We start from the raw sequence: 20,276 nt of genomic DNA, 5'->3' as shown, positions 1-20,276 counted from the left end.
TCTGGGCTATGGTTCACCGCATGTACGCGCACACGAACCAGAACTGGTGGTGGCCCGCTCCCGGCGGCCCACTTCCTGCGCGTACCTGACGACACGCACGACGCGAAGGCCGCCCCGAGGGGCGGCCTTCCGCGTTCGGCGACCTCGACGCCGGCAGCGAGAGCCGCTCCTCCCTCCGGAAGGACGCTCCGCCCATGACATCCAGCCACCTGGACAGCCCGGACCGCCGGGACCCCCGGCACCCGCTGAGCCGGCTGCTCGACGATTCCTGCCCGCCGTTCGCCCTGCTGCGCCGGCGCGCCCCCGGCCGCGACCACGACACCGTCGAGGTGCTCCTCGGCCCGGTCCACGAGGCCGGCAGCCTCGCCGACCTGCCCGTCGGCCCGCTGCCCACCCTCGCGCTCGTGCCCTTCCGGCAGATCCGGGAGCGCGGCTTCGACGTGCGCGACGACGGCACGCCGCTGAGCGCGCTCGTCGCCGAGGAGGTGTACGAGGTCCCGCTCGCGCAGGCCCTGGCGCAGCTGCCGACGCACGCCGTGCGGGTCGAGGACGGTGGTTTCGACGTCAGCGACGAGGCGTACGCGGAGACCGTGCAGCGGGTGGTCCGCGACGAGATCGGCCGGGGCGAGGGCGCGAACTTCGTCATCCGGCGCACCTTCGGGGGCCGGATCGACGGCTTCGGCCGGGCGGACGCGCTCGCCCTCTTCCGCCGGCTGCTGGAGGGCGAGCGGGGCGCGTACTGGACGTACGTCGTCCACACCGGCGAGCGCACCCTGGTCGGGGCCAGCCCCGAGGTCCACGTACGGATGTCCGGGGGCACGGTCGTGATGAACCCGATCAGCGGCACCCACCGCCACCCCGCCGCGGGGCCGACCGCCGAGTCGCTCCTCGCCTTCCTCGACGACCGCAAGGAGACCGAGGAGCTGTCGATGGTGGTCGACGAGGAACTGAAGATGATGTGCACGGTCGGGGACCGGGGCGGGGTGGTCGTCGGACCGCGGCTCAAGGAGATGGCCCACCTCACGCACACCGAGTACGAACTGCGCGGGCGCTCCTCGCTGGACGTGCGGGAGGTGCTGCGGGAGACGATGTTCGCGGCGACGGTGACGGGCTCGCCGGTGCAGAACGCCTGCCGGGTGATCGAGCGGTACGAGAGCGGGGGCCGCGGCTACTACGCGGGCGCCCTGGCCCTGCTCGGCCTGGACGCGGCCGGGGCGCAGACCCTGGACTCCCCCATCCTGATCCGGACCGCGGACATCGCGGCGGACGGGACGCTGCGGGTGCCGGTGGGCGCCACGCTGGTCCGGCACTCCGACCCGGCGGGCGAGGTGGCGGAGACCCACGCGAAGGCGGCGGGGGTGCTGGCGGCGCTCGGGGTGCGCCCGGAGGCGGCGCGGCCGGCCGTCGAGGGGCCGCGGCTGGCGGAGGACCCGCGGGTGCGGGCGGCCCTCGCCGCCCGTCGCACCGGTCTGGCGCCGTTCTGGCTGCGGATGCAGGAGCGGCCGGCCGCTCCGACGGGCCACGCCCTGGTGGTGGACGGGGAGGACACCTTCACGGCGATGCTGGCGCACGTCCTGCGGGTGGCCGGGCTGGAGGTGACCGTACGGCGCTTCGACGCGCCGGGGCTGCGGGAGGCGGCCCTCGCCTGGGAGGGACCGGTCGTACTGGGCCCCGGCCCGGGGAACCCGGCGCACGGCGCCGACCCGAAGATGCGGATGCTGCGCGGGCTGGCGGCGGAGCTGCTGTCCGGGCACCGGCACGGCCTGCTCGGGGTCTGCCTCGGACACGAGCTGCTCGCCGCCGAGCTGGGCCTGCCGCTGGTCCGCAAGGCGGAGCCGGCCCAGGGTGCCCAGACCCGGGTCGCGCTGTTCGGGGCGGAGGAGGTGGTCGGCTTCTACAACACGTACACCGCGCGCTGCGACGACGCGGACGCGGCGCGGCTGGCCCGGGCGGGCGTGGAGGTGTCCCGCGACCCGGTGACCGGCGAGGTCCACGCGCTGCGTTCGGCCGCCGGCGGCTTCGCCGGGGTGCAGTTCCACCCGGAGTCGGTCCTCACCCTGCGGGGCGCCGAGCTGCTGCGCGAGCTGCTCACCGCGGTCCGCGCACCGGCCCCGGCATAGCCCCGGTACGCGGGTTCCGGCGCCGGAACCCGCGTACCAGCTGCCAGCTCATGACCGGACCCAGCAGGACCAGCCCGCACAGCACGGCGGTGATGTTCCCGGCGGCGAGCGCCGCCGACACCGGCGCACCGAGGGCGGGGTCGGCGAGGGCCAGCCAGGCGTCCACCCGCTCGCCCGGGGCGGCCCGCAGAGCGGGGCGGAGGGCCCGGACGGCGTGCACGAGCTGTACGGCGGCCAGGGCGAGCAGGAGCCACCGCCCCGCGGTGGGTATGTCCACGGGGCGAACCTATCCGTCGGCCGGCGCGTGCCGTACGGCCGTCCGGTGAAGCGCGGGCGAACGCGTGGGGCCGCGTCGCTATCCGGGCGCTACGAGGACGTTCTCGGAGCGGCGGCCCGCCAGGTAGTCGGCGACGTTGGCGGCGGTGGTGTCGATGATCTGGCCCACCGCGTCGGTCGTGTAGTAGGCCTGGTGGGAGGTCACCACGACATTGGGAAAGGTGACCAGCCGCGCCAGGGTGTCGTCCTCGACGGGCTCCAGGGACCGGTCCACGAAGAAGACCCCGGCCTCCGCCTCGTACACGTCCAGGCCCACGCCGGTGAAGCGGCCGGCGCGCAGCTCCGCGACGAGGGCTTCGGTGTCGACGAGCCCGCCGCGGCTGGAGTTCACCAGGATCGCGTCGTCCTTCATGAGCCGCAGGGCCGCCGCGTCGACGACGTGGCGCGTGGACTCCATCAGCGGCACGTGCAGGCTGATCAGGTCCGCGGAGGCGAACAGCTCCTCCTTGTCCACGTACTTCATGCCGAGTTCCGTGCAGGCCGGGTTGCGCGCCACGTCCCAGCCGAGCAGGTTCATGCCGTGGCCGTGCGCGATGCGGGTGAACGCCTCGCCGATCTTGCCGGTGCCGAGCACGCCGACCGTGCGGTCGTGCATGTCGCGGCCCATCAGCCCGTCCAGGCGGAAGTCGAAGTCCCTGGTCCGGGTCGCGGCCCGGACGATGCGCCGGTTCACTGCCATGGCGAGGGTCCAGGCGAACTCGGCCACGGAGTACGGGGAGTAGGACGAGACCCGGCTCACCGTCAGGCCGAGCTGTCGGGCGACGTCCAGGTCGATGTTGTTGAAGCCGGTGGAGCGCTGGGCGATCATCCGGGTCCCGCCGGCGGCCAGGACGCGCAGCACTCGACCGTTCAGATCGGCGTTGACGCTGGTGGAGACGATCTCGTGGCCGGCCGCGATGGGGGCGGTGTCGTCGCTGAGGAAGACGTCGAGGCAGCGCACCTCGTGCAGCCCCGCGAACGCAGCCTCCAGCATCGGCTTCTCGTCCGCCTGCACGCCGAATGCGAGGATTTCCACGTCGTCTCCCGTATGCCGGACCATGGGCCGTTCGTCACGATACGACCCATGGTGTGCCGGCGCCCGGCGGCTCAGCCGAAGAAGACGCCGACCTCCGCGTAGAGGGCGGGGTCGACCGTCTTCAGCTTCTCCGTCGCGTCCGCGATCGGCACCCGGACGATGTCCGTGCCCCGCAGCGCGACCATCTTCCCGAAGTCCCCCTCGTGGACGGCGTCGATGGCGTGCAGCCCGAAGCGGGTGGCGAGCCAGCGGTCGAAGGCGCTCGGGGTGCCGCCGCGCTGGATGTGCCCGAGGACCGTCGTCCGGGCCTCCTTGCCGGTGCGCCCCTCGATCTCCTTGGCCAGCCACTCGCCCACGCCCGAGAGCCGGACGTGCCCGAAGGAGTCCTTGGTGCCGTCCTTGAGCACCATGTCGCCGTCCTTGGGCATCGCGCCCTCGGCGACGACGACGATCGGCGCGTAGCTCGCCTTGAACCGGGAGGTCACCCAGGCGCACACCTGGTCCACGTCGAAGCGCTGTTCCGGGATGAGGATGACGTTGGCGCCGCCGGCCAGTCCGGAGTGCAGGGCGATCCATCCGGCGTGCCGGCCCATGACCTCGACGACGAGGACCCGCATGTGCGATTCGGCCGTGGTGTGCAGGCGGTCGATGGCCTCGGTCGCGATGCCGACGGCGGTGTCGAAGCCGAAGGTGTAGTCGGTGGCGGACAGGTCGTTGTCGATGGTCTTCGGCACGCCGACGCAGGGGATGCCGTACTCCCCGTGGAGGCGGGCGGCGACTCCGAGGGTGTCCTCGCCGCCGATCGCGATGAGGGCGTCCACCTCGTACTTGGCCAGGTTCTCCTTGATGTCGCGCACGCCGTTCTCCGTGGTGAACGGGTTGGTGCGCGAGGAACCGAGGATGGTGCCGCCGCGGGGCAGGATGCCGCGGACGGCGGGGATGTCGAGGGGGACCGTGCGCCCCTCGACCGCGCCCCGCCAGCCGTCCTTGAAGCCGACGAACTCGCAGCCGTACTCCTGGTGGCCCTTGCGGACGACGGCCCTGATCACCGCGTTGAGTCCGGGGCAGTCGCCGCCACCGGTCAGCACTCCGACCTTCATTGCATCTCCCTTCGCCATGACGGTCACGCTAGTGGTGACGCAGGTCACAGCAAGGTGTTGGGGGACGGCAATTCAGGTGGAATCGCGGGGCGTTGCGTACGCCCGTTCACTCGGACGGGGACGTAAGTACGATCGACGCCCGCACGAGCGGGGCTCACGCGTCGTCGAGGCCCGCCTCTATGGCGTACCGGACCAGCTCGACCCGGTTGTGCAACTGCAGCTTGCCCAGGGTGTTCTGGACGTGGTTCTGCACGGTGCGGTGGGAGATGACCAGCCGCTCGGCGATCTGCTTGTACGACAGTCCCTTGGCGACCAGGCGCAGCACCTCGGTCTCGCGGTCGGTCAGCTGGGGTGCCTTCGGCTCGTCGGAGGCGGTGGGCGCCGGGTCGGTGGCGAGTCGCCGGTACTCGCCGAGGACCAGTCCGGCCAGGCCGGGGGTGAAGACCGGGTCGCCGACGGCGGTGCGGCGGACGGCGTCGATCAGCTCTTCGGCGGCCGCGGACTTCAGCAGGTACCCGGTGGCGCCGGACTTGACCGCCTCCAGGACGTCGGCGTGCTCACCGCTGGCCGACAGGACCAGGACCCGCAGCGCCGGGTTGGCCCCGACCAGCTCCTTGCACACCTGTACGCCGGGCATGCCGGGCAGGTTGAGGTCGAGGACCAGGACGTCGGGGGTGACGGCGCGGGCCCGGCGCACCGCCTCGGGGCCGTCCCCGGCCGTGGCCACCACGTCGAGGCCGGCGGCGGCCAGGTCGCGGGCGACCGCGTCGCGCCACATCGGGTGGTCGTCGACGACCATCACCCTGATCTCACGCTGCTGCTGCGGCTGCTGCGGGTCGTTCACGTCGGTGTGCTCGCTCACTTCTTGTCCGTCCTGCCCCTCGGTACCTTCAGTTCCACTTCGGTGCCCTGCCCGGGGACGGACACCAGGTCGGCGCTGCCGCCGAGGTCGCGCAGCCGGCCGCGGATGGAGAGGGCCACGCCCATCCGGCCCTCGCCCTCGGCCTGGACGAGGCGGCCGGCCGGGATGCCGGGGCCGTCGTCGCGGACGGTCACGATCACCTCGTCGCCCCAGTCCTCGACCAGGATCCACGCCCTGGCGCCGTCCCCGGCGTGCTTGCGCACGTTGTCGAGGGCGGCGCCGACGGCGGCCGCCAGTTCCTTCGCGGCGGGCACGGGCAGCGGTACCGGGGTGCCCGGCTCGGCGAAGCTCACCCGGGACCCGGCGTGCGGGGCCAGCAGCGAGCGCAGGTCCAGCTCGCCGTCGTCCGCGCCGGGCTCGTCGTCCTCGTACGTGTCCACCAGCGCGCCCCGCGACTCGTCGTGGCAGACCCGGGAGGGCTGCACCAGGCCGCTGCTGACGAGCGTGCGCAGCGCCACCTCCTGCTCCCCCGCCATCCTGCCGAGTTCCTCGGCCTCCCCGCCCAGTTCGGCGCCGCGGCGCTGGACCATGGCGAGGACCTGGAGGACGCCGTCGTGGATGTCCCGGGCGAGGCGCTCGCGTTCGCGGGTGGCGGCCTCGATCTCCAGGGCGCGGGCGAGGGTGTTCTCACTGGCCCGGGCGACCTCGACGACGTAGCCGATGGCCACGGAGGCGACCCAGACCAGCAGGACGTTGTGGAGGGTGTCGCGGGTGGGCTGGCCGCCGTGGATCACGAGGTTGGCCATGGCCACGAAGGTGGAGGCGAAACAGGCCCAGCGCCAGCCGCCCTTGATCGCGAAGCCGAGGACGGCGCCGGCCGTCCAGATGGTGGGGAGGGTGGGGCCGCCGGCGGCGATCCGCTCCTGGGTGTCGACGATCGGCGTGAGCAGGACGCCCGCGATCGCCACGGCGAGGTCGGCGACGAGGAAGCCCTTGGTGCAGCTGGCGGCGTTGGAGACCTTGCGGAAGGTGACGAGGGTCCACCCGGCCAGGACGACGAGGTAGCCGGCCGCGGGCCAGGGGTGGGGGAACTGCTTGTACGCGGAGGCGAACAGCAGCACCGCGTAGACCATGGTCAGCAGCCGGTACGCGGTCAGGGCACGCCAGAGCGGCTGCTCGACCGACATACGTACGACGCGTTCGCGTTTCGCCATCTCCCCCACCCCCCGGACGGGCGGTACCGCCCGCCGCTACTCGCCCTTGTCGCCCTTGTCCGCCCTGGCGGCCTTCTCGGCGTCCTTGGCGGCCTTCTCGGCGTCGGCGATCTGCCGCTTGGCCGCCGTCGCGTAGATGTCGACGTACTCCTGGCCGGAAAGCTTCATGATCTCGTACATGACCTCGTCGGTCACCGAACGGAGGATGAAGCGGTCGTTGTCCATGCCGTGGTAGCGGCTGAAGTCCAGCGGCTTGCCGATCCTGATGCCCGGGCGCATGAGCTTGGGGACGACCTTGCCGGGCGGCTGGATCTTCTCCGTGTCGATCATCGCCACGGGGATCACGGGCGCTCCGGTGGCCAGTGCGACCCGGGCCAGGCCGCCCGGCTTGCCGCGGTAGAGGCGGCCGTCGGGTGAACGCGTGCCCTCGGGGTAGATACCGAACAGCTCACCGCGTTCGATGACTTCGATGCCGCTCTTGATGGCGGCCTCGCCGGCCCCGCGGGCGCCGGAGCGGTCCACCGGGAGCTGGCCGACGCCCTTGAAGAACGCGGCGGTCAGCCTGCCCTTGACTCCGGGGGAGGTGAAGTACTCCGCCTTCGCAATGAAGGTCACCTTCCGGTCCAGCACGGCCGGCAGGAAGAAGGAGTCGGAGAAGGACAGGTGGTTGCTCGCGAGGATCGCCGGCCCCTCGGCGGGAATGTTCTCGAGGCCCTCCACCCACGGCCTGAAAGCGAGTTTCAGGGAACCGCCGACGGAGAACTTCATTGCGCCGTAGATCAACTCGAAAGCCTTCCTGTGTCTGTCGAACAGACCTTATCCCGTGCCCCCGCCGGCAGGGGCCCGACGACCCTGGCCGGTGCCACCCCCGTCGCGTACGGTGAAGTCACACAGAGCAACGCACCCGCCCGACGTACGTCATGATCAAGGAGACCCTGGTGCCCGTCCTCCCTGGAGCCGAGCCGTTCCGCCACGAGGGCGGAGAGGTCGGCGTCCTCCTCTGCCACGGCTTCACCGGTTCCCCGCAGTCCCTGCGCCCCTGGGCCGAGTACCTCGCCGGGCGGGGCCTGACGGTGTCGCTGCCGCTGCTGCCCGGGCACGGGACGCGCTGGCAGGACATGCAGCTCACGGGCTGGCAGGACTGGTACGCCGAGGTCGACCGCGCCCTGCGGGAGCTGCTGGACCGGTGCGAGCAGGTGTTCGTCTTCGGGCTGTCGATGGGCGGCGCGCTGACCCTGCGGCTGGCGGCCAAGCACGGGGACGCCATCAGCGGCATCGTCCTGGTCAACCCGGCGAACAAGGTCCACGACCCGCTGGCCTTCGCCCTGCCGGTGGCGCAGCACTTCGTCCGTTCGACGCCGGGCATCGCCAGCGACATCGCCAAGCCGGGCTCGGTGGAGGTCGGCTACGACCGGGTCCCGACGCGCGCCGCGCACTCGCTGCGGCAGTTCCTGCGGCTGGTGGACGCCGAGCTGCCGCAGGTGACGCAGCCGCTGCTGCTCCTGCACAGCCCGCAGGACCACGTGGTGCCGCCCGCCGACTCGGCGCGCGTGCTGGCCCGGGTCTCGTCGACGGACGTCACCGAGACCCTGCTGGAACAGAGCTACCACGTGGCGACGTTGGACCATGACGCGGAGCGGATCTTCGCGGACAGTTTTGCGTTCGTCGGCCGACTGGCGGAGAGCGTGGGCAGGGAGGGGGCGGAGGCCGGTGGCTGAGCACGAGGAGCAGTCGGGCGGTATCCCGCCGCTGGACGAGGAGGCGGCGTGGGCCGCCATCGTGGCCGGGTATGGGCAGGAGCCGCCGGACCCGCCGGGGTCGAGGCCGTTCAGACCGATCGAGAACCTCGCGCTGCCGGAGGAGGACGTCAAGCCGCTGCCGCCGGAGCCGGCCCCGGACGCCGAGCCCGAGCCGCCGGCCGCGCCGTCGCCCGCGCCCGCGCTGGGCAGCTCGGTGGTCTTCGCCCCGGGCGTGGGCATGGCGGGTCCCCGGGACCATTCGCTGGCGGAGCCCGACGACGACGATGCGGCCGCGGTGGAGGAGGGCCATTTCGTCCAGCCCGAGCCTGAGCTCCGCCGGCGGACACCACGGCGAAGTTCGCCTGGCTCGCGGTGGTCGGCGGCCCGGTGCTCCTGCTGCTGGCGGTGCTCCTGCAGTGGGACATGACCTGGTGGCTGACGACGCTGGGCATCGGCGGCTTCCTGGGCGGCTTCGCGACCCTGGTGGCCCGCATGCAGCACGGCGACGACGAGGACGACGACCCGGGCCGGGGCGCGGTCGTCTGACCGGAGGCGGGGCCGCCCTTCGGCCCCGCCGGCGCGGCAACCCCGGGGCAGCGCCCCCGCTCTCTCCGGCCCCGGCGGCGTTCGAGGCGCGGGGCCCGGGGGCAACGGCGGCGCACCCGGCAGTCGGCGACAGTCGGCCAGAGCTACGGCGCGGCCGGCAGCCGCAGGGCCGCGAGCACCGGCAGGTGGTCCGTCGCGGCCCGCAGGTCACCGGCGCAGACCCCGTCCAGCCCCGCCGGGACCCCGCAGGCCAGCACCTCCACCCCCGCCGTGGCGAACACCGCGTCGATCCGCCGGTCCGGCGCCCCCGCCGGGAAGGTCCGCTCCCCGCCCCAGGGCGCGACGGCCCAGCAGTCCTGCAGGGCCCCGGCCAGCCGTGTGAAGGCGGCGCCGCCGGGTCCTTCGTTGACGTCGCCCGCGGCGATCCCGTACGGGGTGTCCAGCGCGGCCACCCGGTCGAGCAGGAGCTCCGCCTGGGCCAGCCGCTGGGCCCGGTCCAGCGACAGGTGCGCCGAGACCACGCCCACCCGTACGCCGCCGATCCGGACGACCGCGGTGGCCAGGCCCCGCCGGTGCAGTCCGGGCGCGTGCGGGAGGAGTACGTCCTCGGTCCGCTCCACGAAGACCCGCAGCGAGCACAGCAGCAGCGGTCCGGTCGCCGTCGCGCCGCCGCCCAGGACCACCAGGTCGCACTTCCTGGCCAGCCGCGCCGCGTGCTTGCGCCACCGGAAGAACCGCGGCGCCTCCTGGACGAGGACCAGGTCCGGCTCGCAGGCCCGGATGACCCGGACCAGCGCCTCCTCGTCGTCGCGCAGCGAACGGATGTTGTAGCCGAGGACCCGGATCACGACGGAACCGTCCGGTTCCGTACGGGACTTCGGCAGCGGGCGCGGCAACTGGTCCATGTCCATGCACCGCAAGATACGCAGCCGCCCGCCGCTCCCCCAAGGGGCGCGGCGGGCGGTCCGGGTGGCGGGGTCAGCCCTGGCGGGCCAGGTCGGCCGCGCCGACGAGTCCGGCCTTGCCTCCGAGCTGCGCGGCGAGCACCTGCGCGTGCGGGCGCCAGGCGCCGCCGACCAGCCAGCGCTTGAAGGACTTGCGGATCGGGTCGAGGACGAGGTCGCCCTCGTCGGAGACGCCGCCGCCGACGATGAACGCCGACGGGTCGAAGAGGGAGGCCAGGTCGGCGAGGCCTGCGCCGGCCCAGCGGGCCAGCTCGCGGAAGGCGTCGACGGCCACCAGGTCGCCCTGCCGGGCGGCCTCGCTGATGTGCTTGCCCTCGATGCCCTCGGGGGTGCCGTCGCCGAGCGCGAGCAGGATCGTCGCGTTCTCGGGGGTGGCGTTGGCGCGCTGCTTGGCGTAGCGGACGAGGGCGCGGCCGGAGGCGTACTGCTCCCAGCAGCCCTGGCTCCCGCACCCGCACAGCAGGCCGTCGGGGACGACCCGGATGTGGCCGAACTCGGCGGCGACGCCGAAGCGTCCGCGGCGCAGCTTGTTGCCGATGATGATGCCGCCGCCCAGACCGGTGCCGAGGGTGATGCAGATGACGTCGTCGTGGCCCTGGCCGGCGCCGAAGCGGTACTCGCCCCAGGCCGCGCAGTTCGCGTCGTTCTCGACGACGACGGGCAGGCCGATGCGCTGCTCGACCTTGTCCTTGAGCGGCTCGTGGCGCCAGTTGATGTTCGGCGCGAAGAGCACGGTCGCGCGCTTGTCGTCCACGTAGCCGGCGGCGCCGATGCCGACGGCCTCGATGGTGTGGTTGCTGCTGACCTCGGAGACGGCGGCGCAGATGGCCTCCGTCACTCCGTCCGCGGTCGGCGGGGTGGGCACCTTGTACGTCTCAAGGATCGTGCCCTCTTCGTCGACCACGCCGGCCGCGATCTTCGTGCCGCCGATGTCGACGCCGATGGTGAGTCCCATTAGTCCCTCGGTTTCCGGTCAAACCCCGCCACGGCCAACGGTACCCGAGGGCGCCGGGGGTTCAGTCGAGATCGATCCGCTCGGCGGGACCGTCGTCGGGGCCGTCGCGGCGCGGGTCGCGGTCGTCGGGTGCCCGGCGGGGTGCTCCGGTCTCGCCCCGGGTCCAGCGGCCCTCGTGGCCCTCGACGGCGGAGCGGTAGGCGGCGAGCAGCTCGGATCCGGCGGCCGCGAGGTGGTCGAAGACCTCGGGGTTGCGTTCGACGACGGGCTTCGCGGCGGCTTTGGCCTGGTCGACGATCTGCCGGACGGCGCCCTGCGCGGCGGCTCCGAACAGCGGGTTGTTCAGGCCGGAGACCTTGTCGGCGACGGCCTCGAAGAGCTTGAACAGCTCCTCGGCGGCGGTCCCGGTGGCTCCGGGGCCGGTCTGGCCCTGGCCGCGCAGGCGCTCCTTCTCGGCGGCGAGGTCCTCGGCACAGGCCTTGGCCCAGGCGTCGTCGTCGGTGGGGCGGTCGGTGGCCTCGCTCATGGCGGACTCTCCTGCGGCGGCTGCTGGGCGTGCGTGCTGTCTACCTTCGACGGTACCCGAACGGGGGTATCGCGTTCAGCGCGTACGGGGCCACAGGCCGGGGTCCGGCGTGAAGCGGATGCGGAGCTCGCCGTCGGCGAGGGCGGCTCCCGAGACGGTGCACCGGCGCAGCGCCGAGGGCAGGGGAACGGTCCTGCGGTGCGGGCCGGCGGTGAGCAGCAGTTCGTCGCCGCGACGGACGAGGTCGAGGTCGCGCTTGTGCGCGCCGGGCAGCGGAACCACCCAGACGAGGACCCCGTCGTCGGCGAGCCGGTCCTCGACGGTCCAGGCACGGCGGGGCGCGGGGAGGCCGGGGACGAGTCCGCCCGGCGTGGCGAGGGCGGCGAGCCGGTCGAGGTCGTCCTGGCCCTGCGGGTCGGGGCCGAGGTGGGCGAGGGCCACCACGGGCCCCTCGCCGGCCCACGCGGCGGCGTACTTCTCCTGCTGGGCGGCGAGCCCGGCGAGCCAGGGGTCGGCGGAGCCGGGCGGGACCGTGCGGTTGGCGACGACGTCGGTGACGGGCAGCTGCTGGAGGGCGAGGCCGAGCCGGCCGAGCCGCAGCGCGTCGGCGGCGGCGGGTCCGGGCTCGGCGACGAGGCGTACGTGGGTGGTGTCGGCCTCGATGACGCCCTGGACGGCGGCGAGCTCCTCGTCCCAGCGCGCGGCGGCTTCGTAGAGCCACTGGGCGGGCATGGGTACGCCGGCCAGCTGGGCCAGTACGGGGCGCAGGGCGCGGGCGGCCTGCTTCTCCGCGGGGAGGAGGCGGGCGAGGTAGCGGCGGAGCTGGGCGGGGAGGGCGAGGGTGGCGACGGCCTGGTGGAGCGGCGGCAGGTCGACGACGACGAGGTCGGCGGCGGGTGCGGTGGCGGCCCGCCGGAGGCCGCGGAGCAGGGCGAACTGTTCGGCTCCGGGCAGTTCGGTGAGTTCCTCGGCGGCGAGGGGGCGGGCGCCGACCATGGAGAGGAGGGCGGATCCGCGTTCCTGGAGGGCGACGAGTTCGTCGCGGAACTCCTGGCCGGAGTCGACCCGGGCGATGTCCAGGCCGGGCGGGAGCCGGTCGCCGAGCAGGTCGCCGAGCGGGTTTCCCGGATCGCCGGTGAGCAGGAGCACCTGCCGGCCCCGGCGGGCCGCGGCGAGTGCGGTGGCGGCCGCCACGGTGGTTCGGCCGGCCCCGCCGGGACCGGTGACGAGCAGGGTGTGCATGTGCGGGTGCTCCGGATCGGTGGGGTGCGCCGCCGTGCGGGGTCCGTGGCGGATCCCGCGGGGGTGCCGCACCCGGTCGGGCGCGGCATCCCCGGGTGCCGGGTCAGACGGACTCGACGCGCTTCTTCAGGCCCGCGAGGGCGCGGTCGATGATGACCTTCTCGGCCTTGCGCTTGATCATGCCGAGCATGGGGATCTTGACGTCGACGGTCAGCTGGTAGGTGACCTCGGTGCGCTTGCCGCCGTCCACCGGGGCGAGCCGGTAGGAGCCGTCGAGCTGGCGCAGCATCTGGGACTTGTCCAGGGTCCAGCTGACCTCGTCGGTGCCCTTCCAGGTGTAGGCGAGGGTGTGGTCGTCCTTGATCGCGCCCGCGTCGAGCAGGAGCCGGACCTTCTCGGCCCGGCCGGCGGCGTCGGTGGCGAGGACCTCGGCCTCCTTCACCTCGCCGGTCCACTCGGGGTAGCGGGCGAAGTCGGCGATCACGGCCATCACGTCGCCGGGCGCGGCGTCGATCGTGATGCTTGAGCTGGTGTGTTCCGCCATCGCGGTCGCTCCTCCGGAGATTGTTCGAGGATGTGTACGGCCTCCGGCCGCCGCGTGAAGGCTACCGCGCGTGCGGACGCCGCCACTCCAGAGGCTCCCCGGGCCGGGGGGCGGGCGGTCGGGAAGCGGCCGGTTCTCACCACTCCATGACCCAGGGGCGGCCGGTGGAGGCGAAGTGGCCGACGTTCACGCACTCGGTGGCGCCTATGCGCATCCGCCGGGCGAGGGGCTGGTGGACGTGGCCGAAGAGGGCGTAGCGGGGCCGGGTGCGGCGGACGGCGGCGAGCAGGGCCTCGCTGCCGCGTTCGAACCGGCGCGCGACGGTGTCGTAGCAGAGCTCGGGCACTTCCGGCGGGATGTGCGAGCAGAGCACGTCGACCTCGCCGAGGGCCTCGACCTTGGCGGCGTACTCCTCCACGTCCACTTCGTAGGGGGTGCGCATGGGCGAGGGAAGGCCGCCGCCGACGAAGCCGAAGACGCGGCCGGCGATCTCGACGCGCTGTCCGTCGAGGACGGTGAGGCCGTGGCGGTCGGCGTACTCGGGCCACAGCGCCGGGATGTCGACGTTGCCGTAGGTGGCGTAGGTGGGGCGGGGGAAGGCGGCGAACATCTCCGCGTACTGGCGGCGCACCGCGTCCTCGATCATCCGTTCGCGGTCGAGGCCCGCCCACAGCCGCCGGCCGAGGGCGTGGGCCTCCTCGAAGCGGCGCTGGGTGCGCAGCTCGACGATGAGGTCGGCGTTCTCGGTGCCGAACAGGTCGGGGAAGATGCCGCGCGAGTGGTCGGCGTAGTCGAGGAAGAGGACGAGGTCGCCGAGGCAGATCAGGGCGTCCGCGCCGTCGCCGGCGCGTGCCAGGGCCTCCGTGTTGCCGTGCACGTCGCTCACGACGTGGACCCGTGTGCGGCTCGAACCGCTCGTGTCGCCGCTCTTCCCGCCCCGCATGCTGCCAGCCATGCGGACAACCCTAGGGGGGCCGGTGAGGACCTGGTAGTGGGACTGTGAAAGCAGGGCCTACCTGCGGTTACTTCCGAGTCGCCGGAGTGGTCGACTACTGTCGGCCCGTCGGGGCCGGACCCCGTGAGTGCAGAATGTGACGCACGGAACATCTGGCCGGTTCCCTCTATCGGGAACCCACTACCGGTGGGTAACGTCCGGTCGGTCCACATGGTGGCGATGGCGCCCAGAGGAGCAGCAGTCTTGCGCGAGTTCAGCCTTCCGGCCCTGTACGAGGTCCCGTCGGACGGGAACCTGACGGATCTCATCCGCCGCAACGCCGCCCAGCACCCAGACATCGCCGTCATGAGCCGCAAGGTCGACGGCCGGTGGCAGGACGTGACGGCGACCGAGTTCCTCGCCGAGGTGCGTGCCACGGCCAAGGGCCTGATCGCGGCCGGTGTCCGCCCCGGTGACCGGGTCGCCCTGATCTCCCGCACCCGCTACGAGTGGGTCCTGATCGACTTCGCGATCTGGACCGCGGGCGGCGTCACCGTCCCCGTCTACGAGACCAGCTCCCCCGAGCAGATCCAATGGATCCTCGGCGACTCCGGCGCCGTAGCGGCCGTCGTGGAGAGCGCCGGGCACTCCGGGGCCGTGGCCTCGCTGCGCGACCGCCTGCCGGAGCTGCGTGACGTCTGGGAGATCGAGCAGGGCGCGCTGGCCGCGCTGAAGGCCGCGGGCGCGGGCGTCACGGACGCCGAGGTCGACGAGCGCAGCAGCCTGGCGAACGCCGACGACCCGGCCACCATCGTCTACACCTCGGGCACCACCGGCCGCCCCAAGGGCTGTGTGCTGAGCCACCGCAACTTCTTCGCGGAGTGCGGCAACGCGGTGGAGCGCCTGAGCCCGCTGTTCAAGACCGGCGAGTGCTCGGTGCTGCTGTTCCTGCCGGCCGCGCACGTCTTCGGGCGCCTGGTGGAGGTGGCGGCGGTGCTGGCGCCGATCCGCCTGGGCTGCGTACCGGACATCAAGAACCTGACCGACGAGCTGCAGTCCTTCCGCCCGACGCTGATCCTCGGCGTCCCCCGGGTGTTCGAGAAGGTCTACAACTCGGCGCGCGCCAAGGCGCAGGCCGAGGGCAAGGGCAAGATCTTCGACGCGGCGGCGGACACGGCCATCGCCTACAGCCGGGCGATGGACACCCCGCGCGGCCCGTCGTTCGGCCTCAGGCTCAAGCACAAGATCTTCTCCAAGCTGGTCTACAGCAAGCTGCACGCGGTCCTCGGCGGCCGCGGCGAGTACGCGATCTCCGGCGGCGCGCCGCTGGGCGAGCGGCTCGGCCACTTCTTCCGCGGCATCGGCTTCACGGTCCTGGAGGGCTACGGTCTGACGGAGTCCTGTGCGGCGACCACCTTCAACCCGTGGGACAAGCAGAAGATCGGTACGGTCGGCCAGCCCATGCCGGGCTCCGTGGTGCGCATCGCGGACGACGGCGAGGTGCTGCTGCACGGCGAGCAGATCTTCACGGGCTACTGGAAGAACGAGGCGGCGACCGCCGAGGCGCTGACCGACGGCTGGTTCCACACCGGCGACGTCGGCACCCTCGACGAGGACGGCTACCTCACGATCACCGGCCGCAAGAAGGAGCTCATCGTCACGGCGGGCGGCAAGAACGTGGCCCCCGCGGTGATCGAGGACCGGATCCGCGCGCACGCGCTGGTCGCGGAGTGCATGGTGGTCGGTGACGCGAGGCCGTTCGTGGCCGCGCTGGTCACCATCGACGAGGAGTTCCTCGGCCGCTGGGCCGCGGAGAACGGCAAGCCGGCCGGGGTCACGGCGGCGGAGCTGCGCGAGGACGCCGACCTCATCGCCGCCGTCCAGCAGGCGATCGACGACGGCAACGCGGCGGTTTCCAAGGCGGAATCGGTGCGGAAATTCCGCATTCTGCCCTCCCAGTTCACGGAGGAGTCGGGCCACATCACGCCGTCGCTGAAGCTCAAGCGCAACGTGGTGGCGAAGGACTACGCGGACGAGATCGAGGCGCTCTACCGCGGCTGACCGGCCGTGGCGGAGGCCGCCACCACCTGGCGGGGGTCCTCGGCGAGGATGCGCGCCATGTTGCGCTCGGCGAGGGCGGTGATGGTGACGAACGGGTTCACGCCGAGCGACCCCGGGACCAGGGAGCCGTCCATCACGTAGAGCCCCTGGTAGCCCTTGGCCCGCCCGTACGCGTCGGTCGCCCTGCCGAGGACGCAGCCGCCGAGCGGGTGGTAGGTGAAGTCGTCGGCGAAGGCCCGGTTCCCGCCGAAGAGGTCGTAGCGGTAGATGGTGAAGTTGCGCCGGTTGATGCGGTCGAAGAGGTTCTTGGCCGCGTTGACCGCGGGCGCGTTCTGGTCGCGCCGCCAGTTGAGGCGCGCGGAGTCGCTCGCCGCGTCGTAGGTGAAGTGCCCGCGCTCCGGGTTCCTGGTGATGGCCAGGTACATCGAGATCCAGTGTTCGAGGCCCATGGGGAGCGGGGCGATCTCGGCGAAGACCGGGTTCGCGGTGTTGTCCCAGTCGTCGATGCCCAGGGCGGGCATGGTGGACTGGTTGGCGCCGACCGTGTCCCAGAGGTGGTTGGCGCGCGCGGTCATGACGTTGCCGTTGGGTCCCCAGCCGCGGCCGACCTCGTCGCTGAGCGCGGGCAGTGCGCCGGTCTCGCGGGCGCGCAGCAGGATCTCGGTGGTGCCCAGGCTCCCGGCGCCGAGGAAGAGCTGCCGGCAGCCGAGTTCGCGGACCTGGGTGACCTTTCCCGTCACGTCGCTGGTCCGCACCGTCAGCACGTACCCGCCGGCCGGGTCGGGCCGTACGCCGACGACGCGCTGCATGGTCTCGATGGTGACGTTGCCGGTGCCGAGGGCGGCGGCGAGGTAGGTCTTGTCGACGCTCTTCTTCCCGTGGTTGTTGCCGTAGATGACCTCCCCGGCCAGGGCCGAGCGGGGCGCGGTGCCGGCCGCCTCGCGCTTCATGTGCTCGAAGTCGTAGACGTTGGGCACGAAGACGGTCTTCAGGCCGGTGTTGTGGGCGTGCTTGCGGGAGATCCGGGCGAAGCGGTACCACTCGGTCGACTCGAACCAGCCGGGGTCGATGTCGCCCACACCGAGCATGGCGCGGGCGCGCGGGTAGTAGGTGCCGTACATCTCGTCGGCGTCGACGCCGGGGAAGACCTCGGTGAAGTACGAGCGCCTGGGGGTCGGCGCCATACCGCCGTTGACGAGGGAGCCGCCGCCGACGCCGCGGCCGACGTAGACGGACATGTCGCCGTAGTTCACGCGGTCCAGGACGCCCGGGTAGGGGCTGATGTCGCGGTTGACCACGTCGAGCCAGAGGAACTGCGCGAGCGGGGCCTCGGTGCGGGTGCGGAACCACATGGAGCGGTGGTCGGGGGCGGAGGTGGAGGGGAAGACCTTGCCGTCGGGCCCGGGGGTGTTCCACAGCCGGCCCATTTCGAGGACGACGGTGCGCACTCCCGCCTGCCCGAGCCGCAGGGCGGCCACGGCGCCGCCGTAGCCGGAGCCGACGACGATGGCCGGGGCGTAGGGGACGGCGGCGGGCTCGACGGCGGCCGCGGAGGCCGCTCCGATGCGTGTGAAGCCGAGCGCGGCGGCGGTCGAGAGGGCGCCGAGTCCCAGCATTTGACGGCGCGTCAGGTTGGGTGTCATGGCCGCATCATGAGCGGATTCCAGCCTTCCGCCCAGACGCGGTGTTGACACACATCTGAGGAACAGTCAGACATGGCGCCGCCCCGGCAGCAGCGCCCCGCGGGGACGGTCGCGCGGACCGGCCCGGTTACAGCAGCTCGCGCAGGCGGTCCGCCAGGAGGTCCCAGCGCCACTTCTCCTCGACCCAGGCCCGCCCGCGCTCGCCCATGCGCGCCCGCAGGCCGGGGTCCCGCAGCAGGGCCACGATCCGGTCGGCCGCCTCCTCGGGCACGCCGCCCCGTACGACCCAGCCCGTCTCACCGTCGAGCACCGCGTCCGGCGCCCCGCCGGAGTCGCCCGCGACCACCGGCAGGCCCGTCGCCGACGCCTCCAGGTAGACGATGCCGAGCCCCTCCACGTCGAGGCCGCCCCGCCGGGTCCGGCAGGGCATGGCGAAGACGTCACCGGCGCCGTAGTGCGCCGGGAGTTCGGACCACGGGACCGCTCCCGTGAAGACCACCGATCCGGCCACACCGGTGGACGCGGCCAGCGCGCGCAGGTCCTCCTCGTACGGGCCGCCGCCGACGACCAGCAGCACGGCGTCGGGCACCGCGGCCAGGATCCGCGGCATCGCCTCGATCAGGGTGTCCTGGCCCTTGCGCGGGACCAGCCGCGAGACGCACACCACCACGGGCCGGTCCGACAGGCCGAGCCGCGCCCGGATCCCGTCACCGCCCGATCCGGGGTGGAAGGTCTTCTCGTCCACGCCCGGCGGGAGTTGCACCATCCGCGCCGCCGCCCGGTCCGTGACCGCCGAGGCGATCCGGGAGCGGGTGTACTCGCCCAGGTACGTGAGGGTGTCCGTGCCCTCGCCGATCCGCCGCAGCAGCTGCCGCGCGGCCGGCAGCTGCGCCCAGCCCGCCTCGTGCCCGTGCGTGGTCGCCACGATCCGCCGGGCGCCCGCCCGTCGCAGCGCCGGGCCCATCAGACCGAGCGGGGCGGCCGCGCCGAACCACACGGACTCGCAGCCGTGTTCGCGCAGCAGGCCCACGGCCCGCCGCGTCACCCGCGGGGTCGGCAGCAGCATCGTCGTACGGTCGCGGATCACCCGGAAGGGCTGCTCGGCGTCGAAGGCGGCGGTGGCCTCGCGGCCCTCCGCACCGTGCTTCCACGTGGAGGCGTAGACGACGACCCGGTCGGGATCCAGCCGCAGCGCCATGTTGTGGAGGAAGGCCTGGATGCCGCCCGGTCGCGGCGGGAAGTCGTTGGTCACGATCAGGGTCTTGTGCATCGCCTGCCGACAGTACCCGCTCAGCCCAGCTCCTCGCGAAGGGACTCCCGCCAGGCCTGCGCCAGCCCGGCCGGGTCCACGCCGAGGGTCTCGCGCAGCGCGGTCTCCAGCGGCTCGCGGCCCGCCCGCCCGTACAGGTCCACCAGCGCCTTCTCGCCCCATTTCGCCGCGATCAGCCGGCAGGCCAGCCACGCGCCCTCGTAGGCCCGCGCCGCCGCCTCGGCGTCGCCGCCGAAGGCGAAGTCCTCGGCCCGGGGCAGCTCCCCCGGCACCTGACCGCGGCGCACCGCCCGGGCGAGCGCGGGGGCGGCCTGGGCGGGGGGCGAGGAGACGCCCCGGTACGCCACCCAGTCGGCGAAGCCCTCCGAGAGCCACAGCGGGGTGGTGGCGGTCGTCGCGGCGCGCGTGGCCACGTGCGTGACCTCGTGGGTCAGGATGATCCGCCGCCCCTCCGCACCGAGGCCCCCGTACCCCTCCGGATTGATCACGACCCGGTCCGCGGGGGCCGGGCCCGCTCCCGTCCGGCCCGTGGTGACGGCGCCGAGGCCCCGGTAGGTGTCGGCCGGCCGGCCCAGCAGCCGGGCCATCGCGTCGAGGGAGCCGGGGACGAGGACCACCACCCGACCCGCCCAGGGGCCGGGCCGCGCCGCGCTCACGGCGGGCACCGCCCGGTCCGCCTCGGCGGCGATCTCCCGCAGCGCTCCCGCGCCCTGCCCGGCCCCGCCGAGGACGAGGGAGTGCGCTCCGGCGGCCACCGTGACGGCCCCCTGGTCCCACAGCAGCGGCAGGGCGCCCGGCGCGGGCCGGTCGGCGCTCACCCGCCAGCCCCCGCCCTCCCGGACCAGCTCCACCTCGCGGCCCGACTCCTCGGGGACCGTGTCGTAGCCGGCCAGCCGGTAGCGCAGCCGGGCCCGTACGAGGGCCCGCTCGCCGTCGCGCCGGACCGAGGCGACCTCGTACGACCGGTCGGCGAACGGGATCCCGGCGAGCCCCTCGGGCGTGGCCCGAGACCACTCCGCGACGGCCCGGCGGACGTCCCGCTCGGTGGTGCCTGCGCCGTCGGCGGGGCCGGCCGCGGACCGCATCCGGCGACCAGCGCGCACAGCAGGACCACCGGCACGAGCGGCCGGATGCGCGACGGACGGCGGAGGCGGGGCATCCGCCGATCGTACGCAGGCCGCCGGGGGCGCCGCGGGCGGCCGGG

At 73.4% G+C, this 20,276-nt stretch carries 18 protein-coding genes and 1 pseudogene; 4 read left to right on the top strand and 15 right to left on the bottom strand.

All coding sequences use genetic code 11. The features are described 5' to 3' along the window. The first annotated feature begins 194 nt into the window (after positions 1 to 194). Positions 195 to 2,120: an anthranilate synthase family protein gene (locus AC2RP6_RS28040; protein ID WP_486448697.1), complete on the top strand. Its 1,926-nt coding sequence runs from the start codon at positions 195 to 197 to the stop codon at positions 2,118 to 2,120. On the opposite strand, the gene AC2RP6_RS28035 is transcribed toward AC2RP6_RS28040, so the two are convergent. From AC2RP6_RS28035 to AC2RP6_RS28010, 6 genes are all read right to left on the bottom strand, one after another. Continuing rightward, entirely contained in the window at positions 2,089 to 2,397 is a 309-nt protein-coding gene (locus AC2RP6_RS28035) for a hypothetical protein (protein ID WP_486448696.1), read from the bottom strand. The two genes, AC2RP6_RS28040 and AC2RP6_RS28035, sit on opposite strands and share 32 nt — an antisense overlap. 78 nt (positions 2,398 to 2,475) lie before the next feature. Beyond that, a complete protein-coding gene (locus tag AC2RP6_RS28030; RefSeq protein WP_486448695.1) occupies positions 2,476 to 3,471 on the bottom strand; it encodes a 2-hydroxyacid dehydrogenase in 996 nt (331 codons plus the stop codon). Between the two features lie 71 nt (positions 3,472 to 3,542). Beyond that, positions 3,543 to 4,571, bottom strand: a complete 1,029-nt coding sequence (locus AC2RP6_RS28025; protein ID WP_486448694.1) for a 6-phosphofructokinase — start codon at positions 4,569 to 4,571, stop codon at positions 3,543 to 3,545. A gap of 154 nt (positions 4,572 to 4,725) precedes the next feature. Beyond that, positions 4,726 to 5,370, bottom strand: coding sequence for a response regulator (locus AC2RP6_RS28020; RefSeq protein WP_486450474.1), 645 nt, complete (start codon positions 5,368 to 5,370; stop codon positions 4,726 to 4,728). A gap of 59 nt (positions 5,371 to 5,429) precedes the next feature. After that, positions 5,430 to 6,647, bottom strand: a complete 1,218-nt coding sequence (macS, locus tag AC2RP6_RS28015; RefSeq protein ID WP_486448693.1) for a MacS family sensor histidine kinase — start codon at positions 6,645 to 6,647, stop codon at positions 5,430 to 5,432. A gap of 36 nt (positions 6,648 to 6,683) precedes the next feature. Continuing rightward, positions 6,684 to 7,415 carry a lysophospholipid acyltransferase family protein gene (locus AC2RP6_RS28010; RefSeq protein ID WP_486450473.1) on the bottom strand — a complete coding sequence of 244 codons (732 nt, stop codon included), beginning with the start codon at positions 7,413 to 7,415 and terminating at the stop codon, positions 6,684 to 6,686. Positions 7,416 to 7,585: 170 nt separating this feature from the next. Between AC2RP6_RS28010 and AC2RP6_RS28005 the strand changes: the two genes are divergently transcribed. After that, positions 7,586 to 8,365, top strand: coding sequence for an alpha/beta hydrolase (locus AC2RP6_RS28005; RefSeq protein WP_486448692.1), 780 nt, complete (start codon positions 7,586 to 7,588; stop codon positions 8,363 to 8,365). After that, positions 8,358 to 8,932 (top strand): annotated as a pseudogene (locus tag AC2RP6_RS28000) (hypothetical protein). Before AC2RP6_RS28005 ends, AC2RP6_RS28000 begins: the two are co-directional and overlap by 8 nt. Positions 8,933 to 9,075: 143 nt before the next feature. Here AC2RP6_RS28000 and AC2RP6_RS27995 read toward each other — a convergent pair. The 6 genes from AC2RP6_RS27995 to AC2RP6_RS27970 all read right to left on the bottom strand — a co-directional run bounded on the left by AC2RP6_RS27995 (position 9,076) and on the right by AC2RP6_RS27970 (position 14,119). Next, a complete protein-coding gene (locus tag AC2RP6_RS27995) occupies positions 9,076 to 9,843 on the bottom strand; it encodes an endonuclease/exonuclease/phosphatase family protein (RefSeq protein ID WP_486448691.1) in 768 nt (255 codons plus the stop codon). A 67-nt stretch (positions 9,844 to 9,910) separates the two neighbouring features. Continuing rightward, positions 9,911 to 10,852, bottom strand: coding sequence for an ROK family glucokinase (locus AC2RP6_RS27990; protein WP_030385620.1), 942 nt, complete (start codon positions 10,850 to 10,852; stop codon positions 9,911 to 9,913). A 61-nt stretch (positions 10,853 to 10,913) separates the two neighbouring features. Next, on the bottom strand, positions 10,914 to 11,378 hold the full coding sequence (locus AC2RP6_RS27985; protein ID WP_486448690.1) for a DUF5304 domain-containing protein: 465 nt from the start codon (positions 11,376 to 11,378) through the stop codon (positions 10,914 to 10,916). Positions 11,379 to 11,453: 75 nt separating this feature from the next. Beyond that, positions 11,454 to 12,620 carry an ArsA family ATPase gene (locus tag AC2RP6_RS27980; RefSeq protein WP_486448689.1) on the bottom strand — a complete coding sequence of 389 codons (1,167 nt, stop codon included), beginning with the start codon at positions 12,618 to 12,620 and terminating at the stop codon, positions 11,454 to 11,456. 103 nt (positions 12,621 to 12,723) lie between these two features. Continuing rightward, positions 12,724 to 13,164: an SRPBCC family protein gene (locus AC2RP6_RS27975; protein WP_030850114.1), complete on the bottom strand. Its 441-nt coding sequence runs from the start codon at positions 13,162 to 13,164 to the stop codon at positions 12,724 to 12,726. A 136-nt stretch (positions 13,165 to 13,300) separates the two neighbouring features. Next, positions 13,301 to 14,119 carry a metallophosphoesterase family protein gene (locus AC2RP6_RS27970; protein ID WP_486448688.1) on the bottom strand — a complete coding sequence of 273 codons (819 nt, stop codon included), beginning with the start codon at positions 14,117 to 14,119 and terminating at the stop codon, positions 13,301 to 13,303. A 243-nt stretch (positions 14,120 to 14,362) separates the two neighbouring features. Between AC2RP6_RS27970 and AC2RP6_RS27965 the strand changes: the two genes are divergently transcribed. After that, on the top strand, positions 14,363 to 16,159 hold the full coding sequence (locus AC2RP6_RS27965) for an AMP-dependent synthetase/ligase (RefSeq protein WP_486448687.1): 1,797 nt from the start codon (positions 14,363 to 14,365) through the stop codon (positions 16,157 to 16,159). Here AC2RP6_RS27965 and AC2RP6_RS27960 read toward each other — a convergent pair. The 3 genes from AC2RP6_RS27960 to AC2RP6_RS27950 all read right to left on the bottom strand — a co-directional run bounded on the left by AC2RP6_RS27960 (position 16,147) and on the right by AC2RP6_RS27950 (position 20,175). After that, on the bottom strand, positions 16,147 to 17,802 hold the full coding sequence (locus tag AC2RP6_RS27960; protein WP_486448686.1) for a GMC oxidoreductase: 1,656 nt from the start codon (positions 17,800 to 17,802) through the stop codon (positions 16,147 to 16,149). The two genes, AC2RP6_RS27965 and AC2RP6_RS27960, sit on opposite strands and share 13 nt — an antisense overlap. A 127-nt stretch (positions 17,803 to 17,929) precedes the next feature. Beyond that, complete coding sequence (locus AC2RP6_RS27955; RefSeq protein WP_486448685.1) at positions 17,930 to 19,072, bottom strand: glycosyltransferase family 4 protein; 1,143 nt, start codon at positions 19,070 to 19,072, stop codon at positions 17,930 to 17,932. A 20-nt stretch (positions 19,073 to 19,092) separates the two neighbouring features. Further along, entirely contained in the window at positions 19,093 to 20,175 is a 1,083-nt protein-coding gene (locus AC2RP6_RS27950; RefSeq protein WP_486448684.1) for a hypothetical protein, read from the bottom strand. Positions 20,176 to 20,276 lie beyond the last annotated feature (101 nt).

The sequence above is a fragment of the Streptomyces sp. WAC03905 genome (assembly GCF_057371075.1).
This window is presented reverse-complemented; position numbering and strand designations above follow the sequence as displayed.

Excerpts from the sequence above, each read along its gene's own strand:
- AC2RP6_RS28040 (WP_486448697.1), top strand. The coding sequence starts at position 195 with ATGACATCCAGCCACCTGGACAGCCCGGACCGCCGGGACCCCCGGCAC.
- AC2RP6_RS28025 (WP_486448694.1), bottom strand. The coding sequence starts at position 4,571 with ATGAAGGTCGGAGTGCTGACCGGTGGCGGCGACTGCCCCGGACTCAAC.
- AC2RP6_RS28020 (WP_486450474.1), bottom strand. The coding sequence starts at position 5,370 with ATGGTCGTCGACGACCACCCGATGTGGCGCGACGCGGTCGCCCGCGAC.
- macS (WP_486448693.1), bottom strand. The coding sequence starts at position 6,647 with ATGGCGAAACGCGAACGCGTCGTACGTATGTCGGTCGAGCAGCCGCTC.
- AC2RP6_RS28010 (WP_486450473.1), bottom strand. The coding sequence starts at position 7,415 with ATGAAGTTCTCCGTCGGCGGTTCCCTGAAACTCGCTTTCAGGCCGTGG.
- AC2RP6_RS27995 (WP_486448691.1), bottom strand. The coding sequence starts at position 9,843 with ATGGACATGGACCAGTTGCCGCGCCCGCTGCCGAAGTCCCGTACGGAA.
- AC2RP6_RS27990 (WP_030385620.1), bottom strand. The coding sequence starts at position 10,852 with ATGGGACTCACCATCGGCGTCGACATCGGCGGCACGAAGATCGCGGCC.
- AC2RP6_RS27985 (WP_486448690.1), bottom strand. The coding sequence starts at position 11,378 with ATGAGCGAGGCCACCGACCGCCCCACCGACGACGACGCCTGGGCCAAG.
- AC2RP6_RS27980 (WP_486448689.1), bottom strand. The coding sequence starts at position 12,620 with ATGCACACCCTGCTCGTCACCGGTCCCGGCGGGGCCGGCCGAACCACC.
- AC2RP6_RS27975 (WP_030850114.1), bottom strand. The coding sequence starts at position 13,164 with ATGGCGGAACACACCAGCTCAAGCATCACGATCGACGCCGCGCCCGGC.
- AC2RP6_RS27970 (WP_486448688.1), bottom strand. The coding sequence starts at position 14,119 with ATGGCTGGCAGCATGCGGGGCGGGAAGAGCGGCGACACGAGCGGTTCG.
- AC2RP6_RS27960 (WP_486448686.1), bottom strand. The coding sequence starts at position 17,802 with ATGACACCCAACCTGACGCGCCGTCAAATGCTGGGACTCGGCGCCCTC.
- AC2RP6_RS27955 (WP_486448685.1), bottom strand. The coding sequence starts at position 19,072 with ATGCACAAGACCCTGATCGTGACCAACGACTTCCCGCCGCGACCGGGC.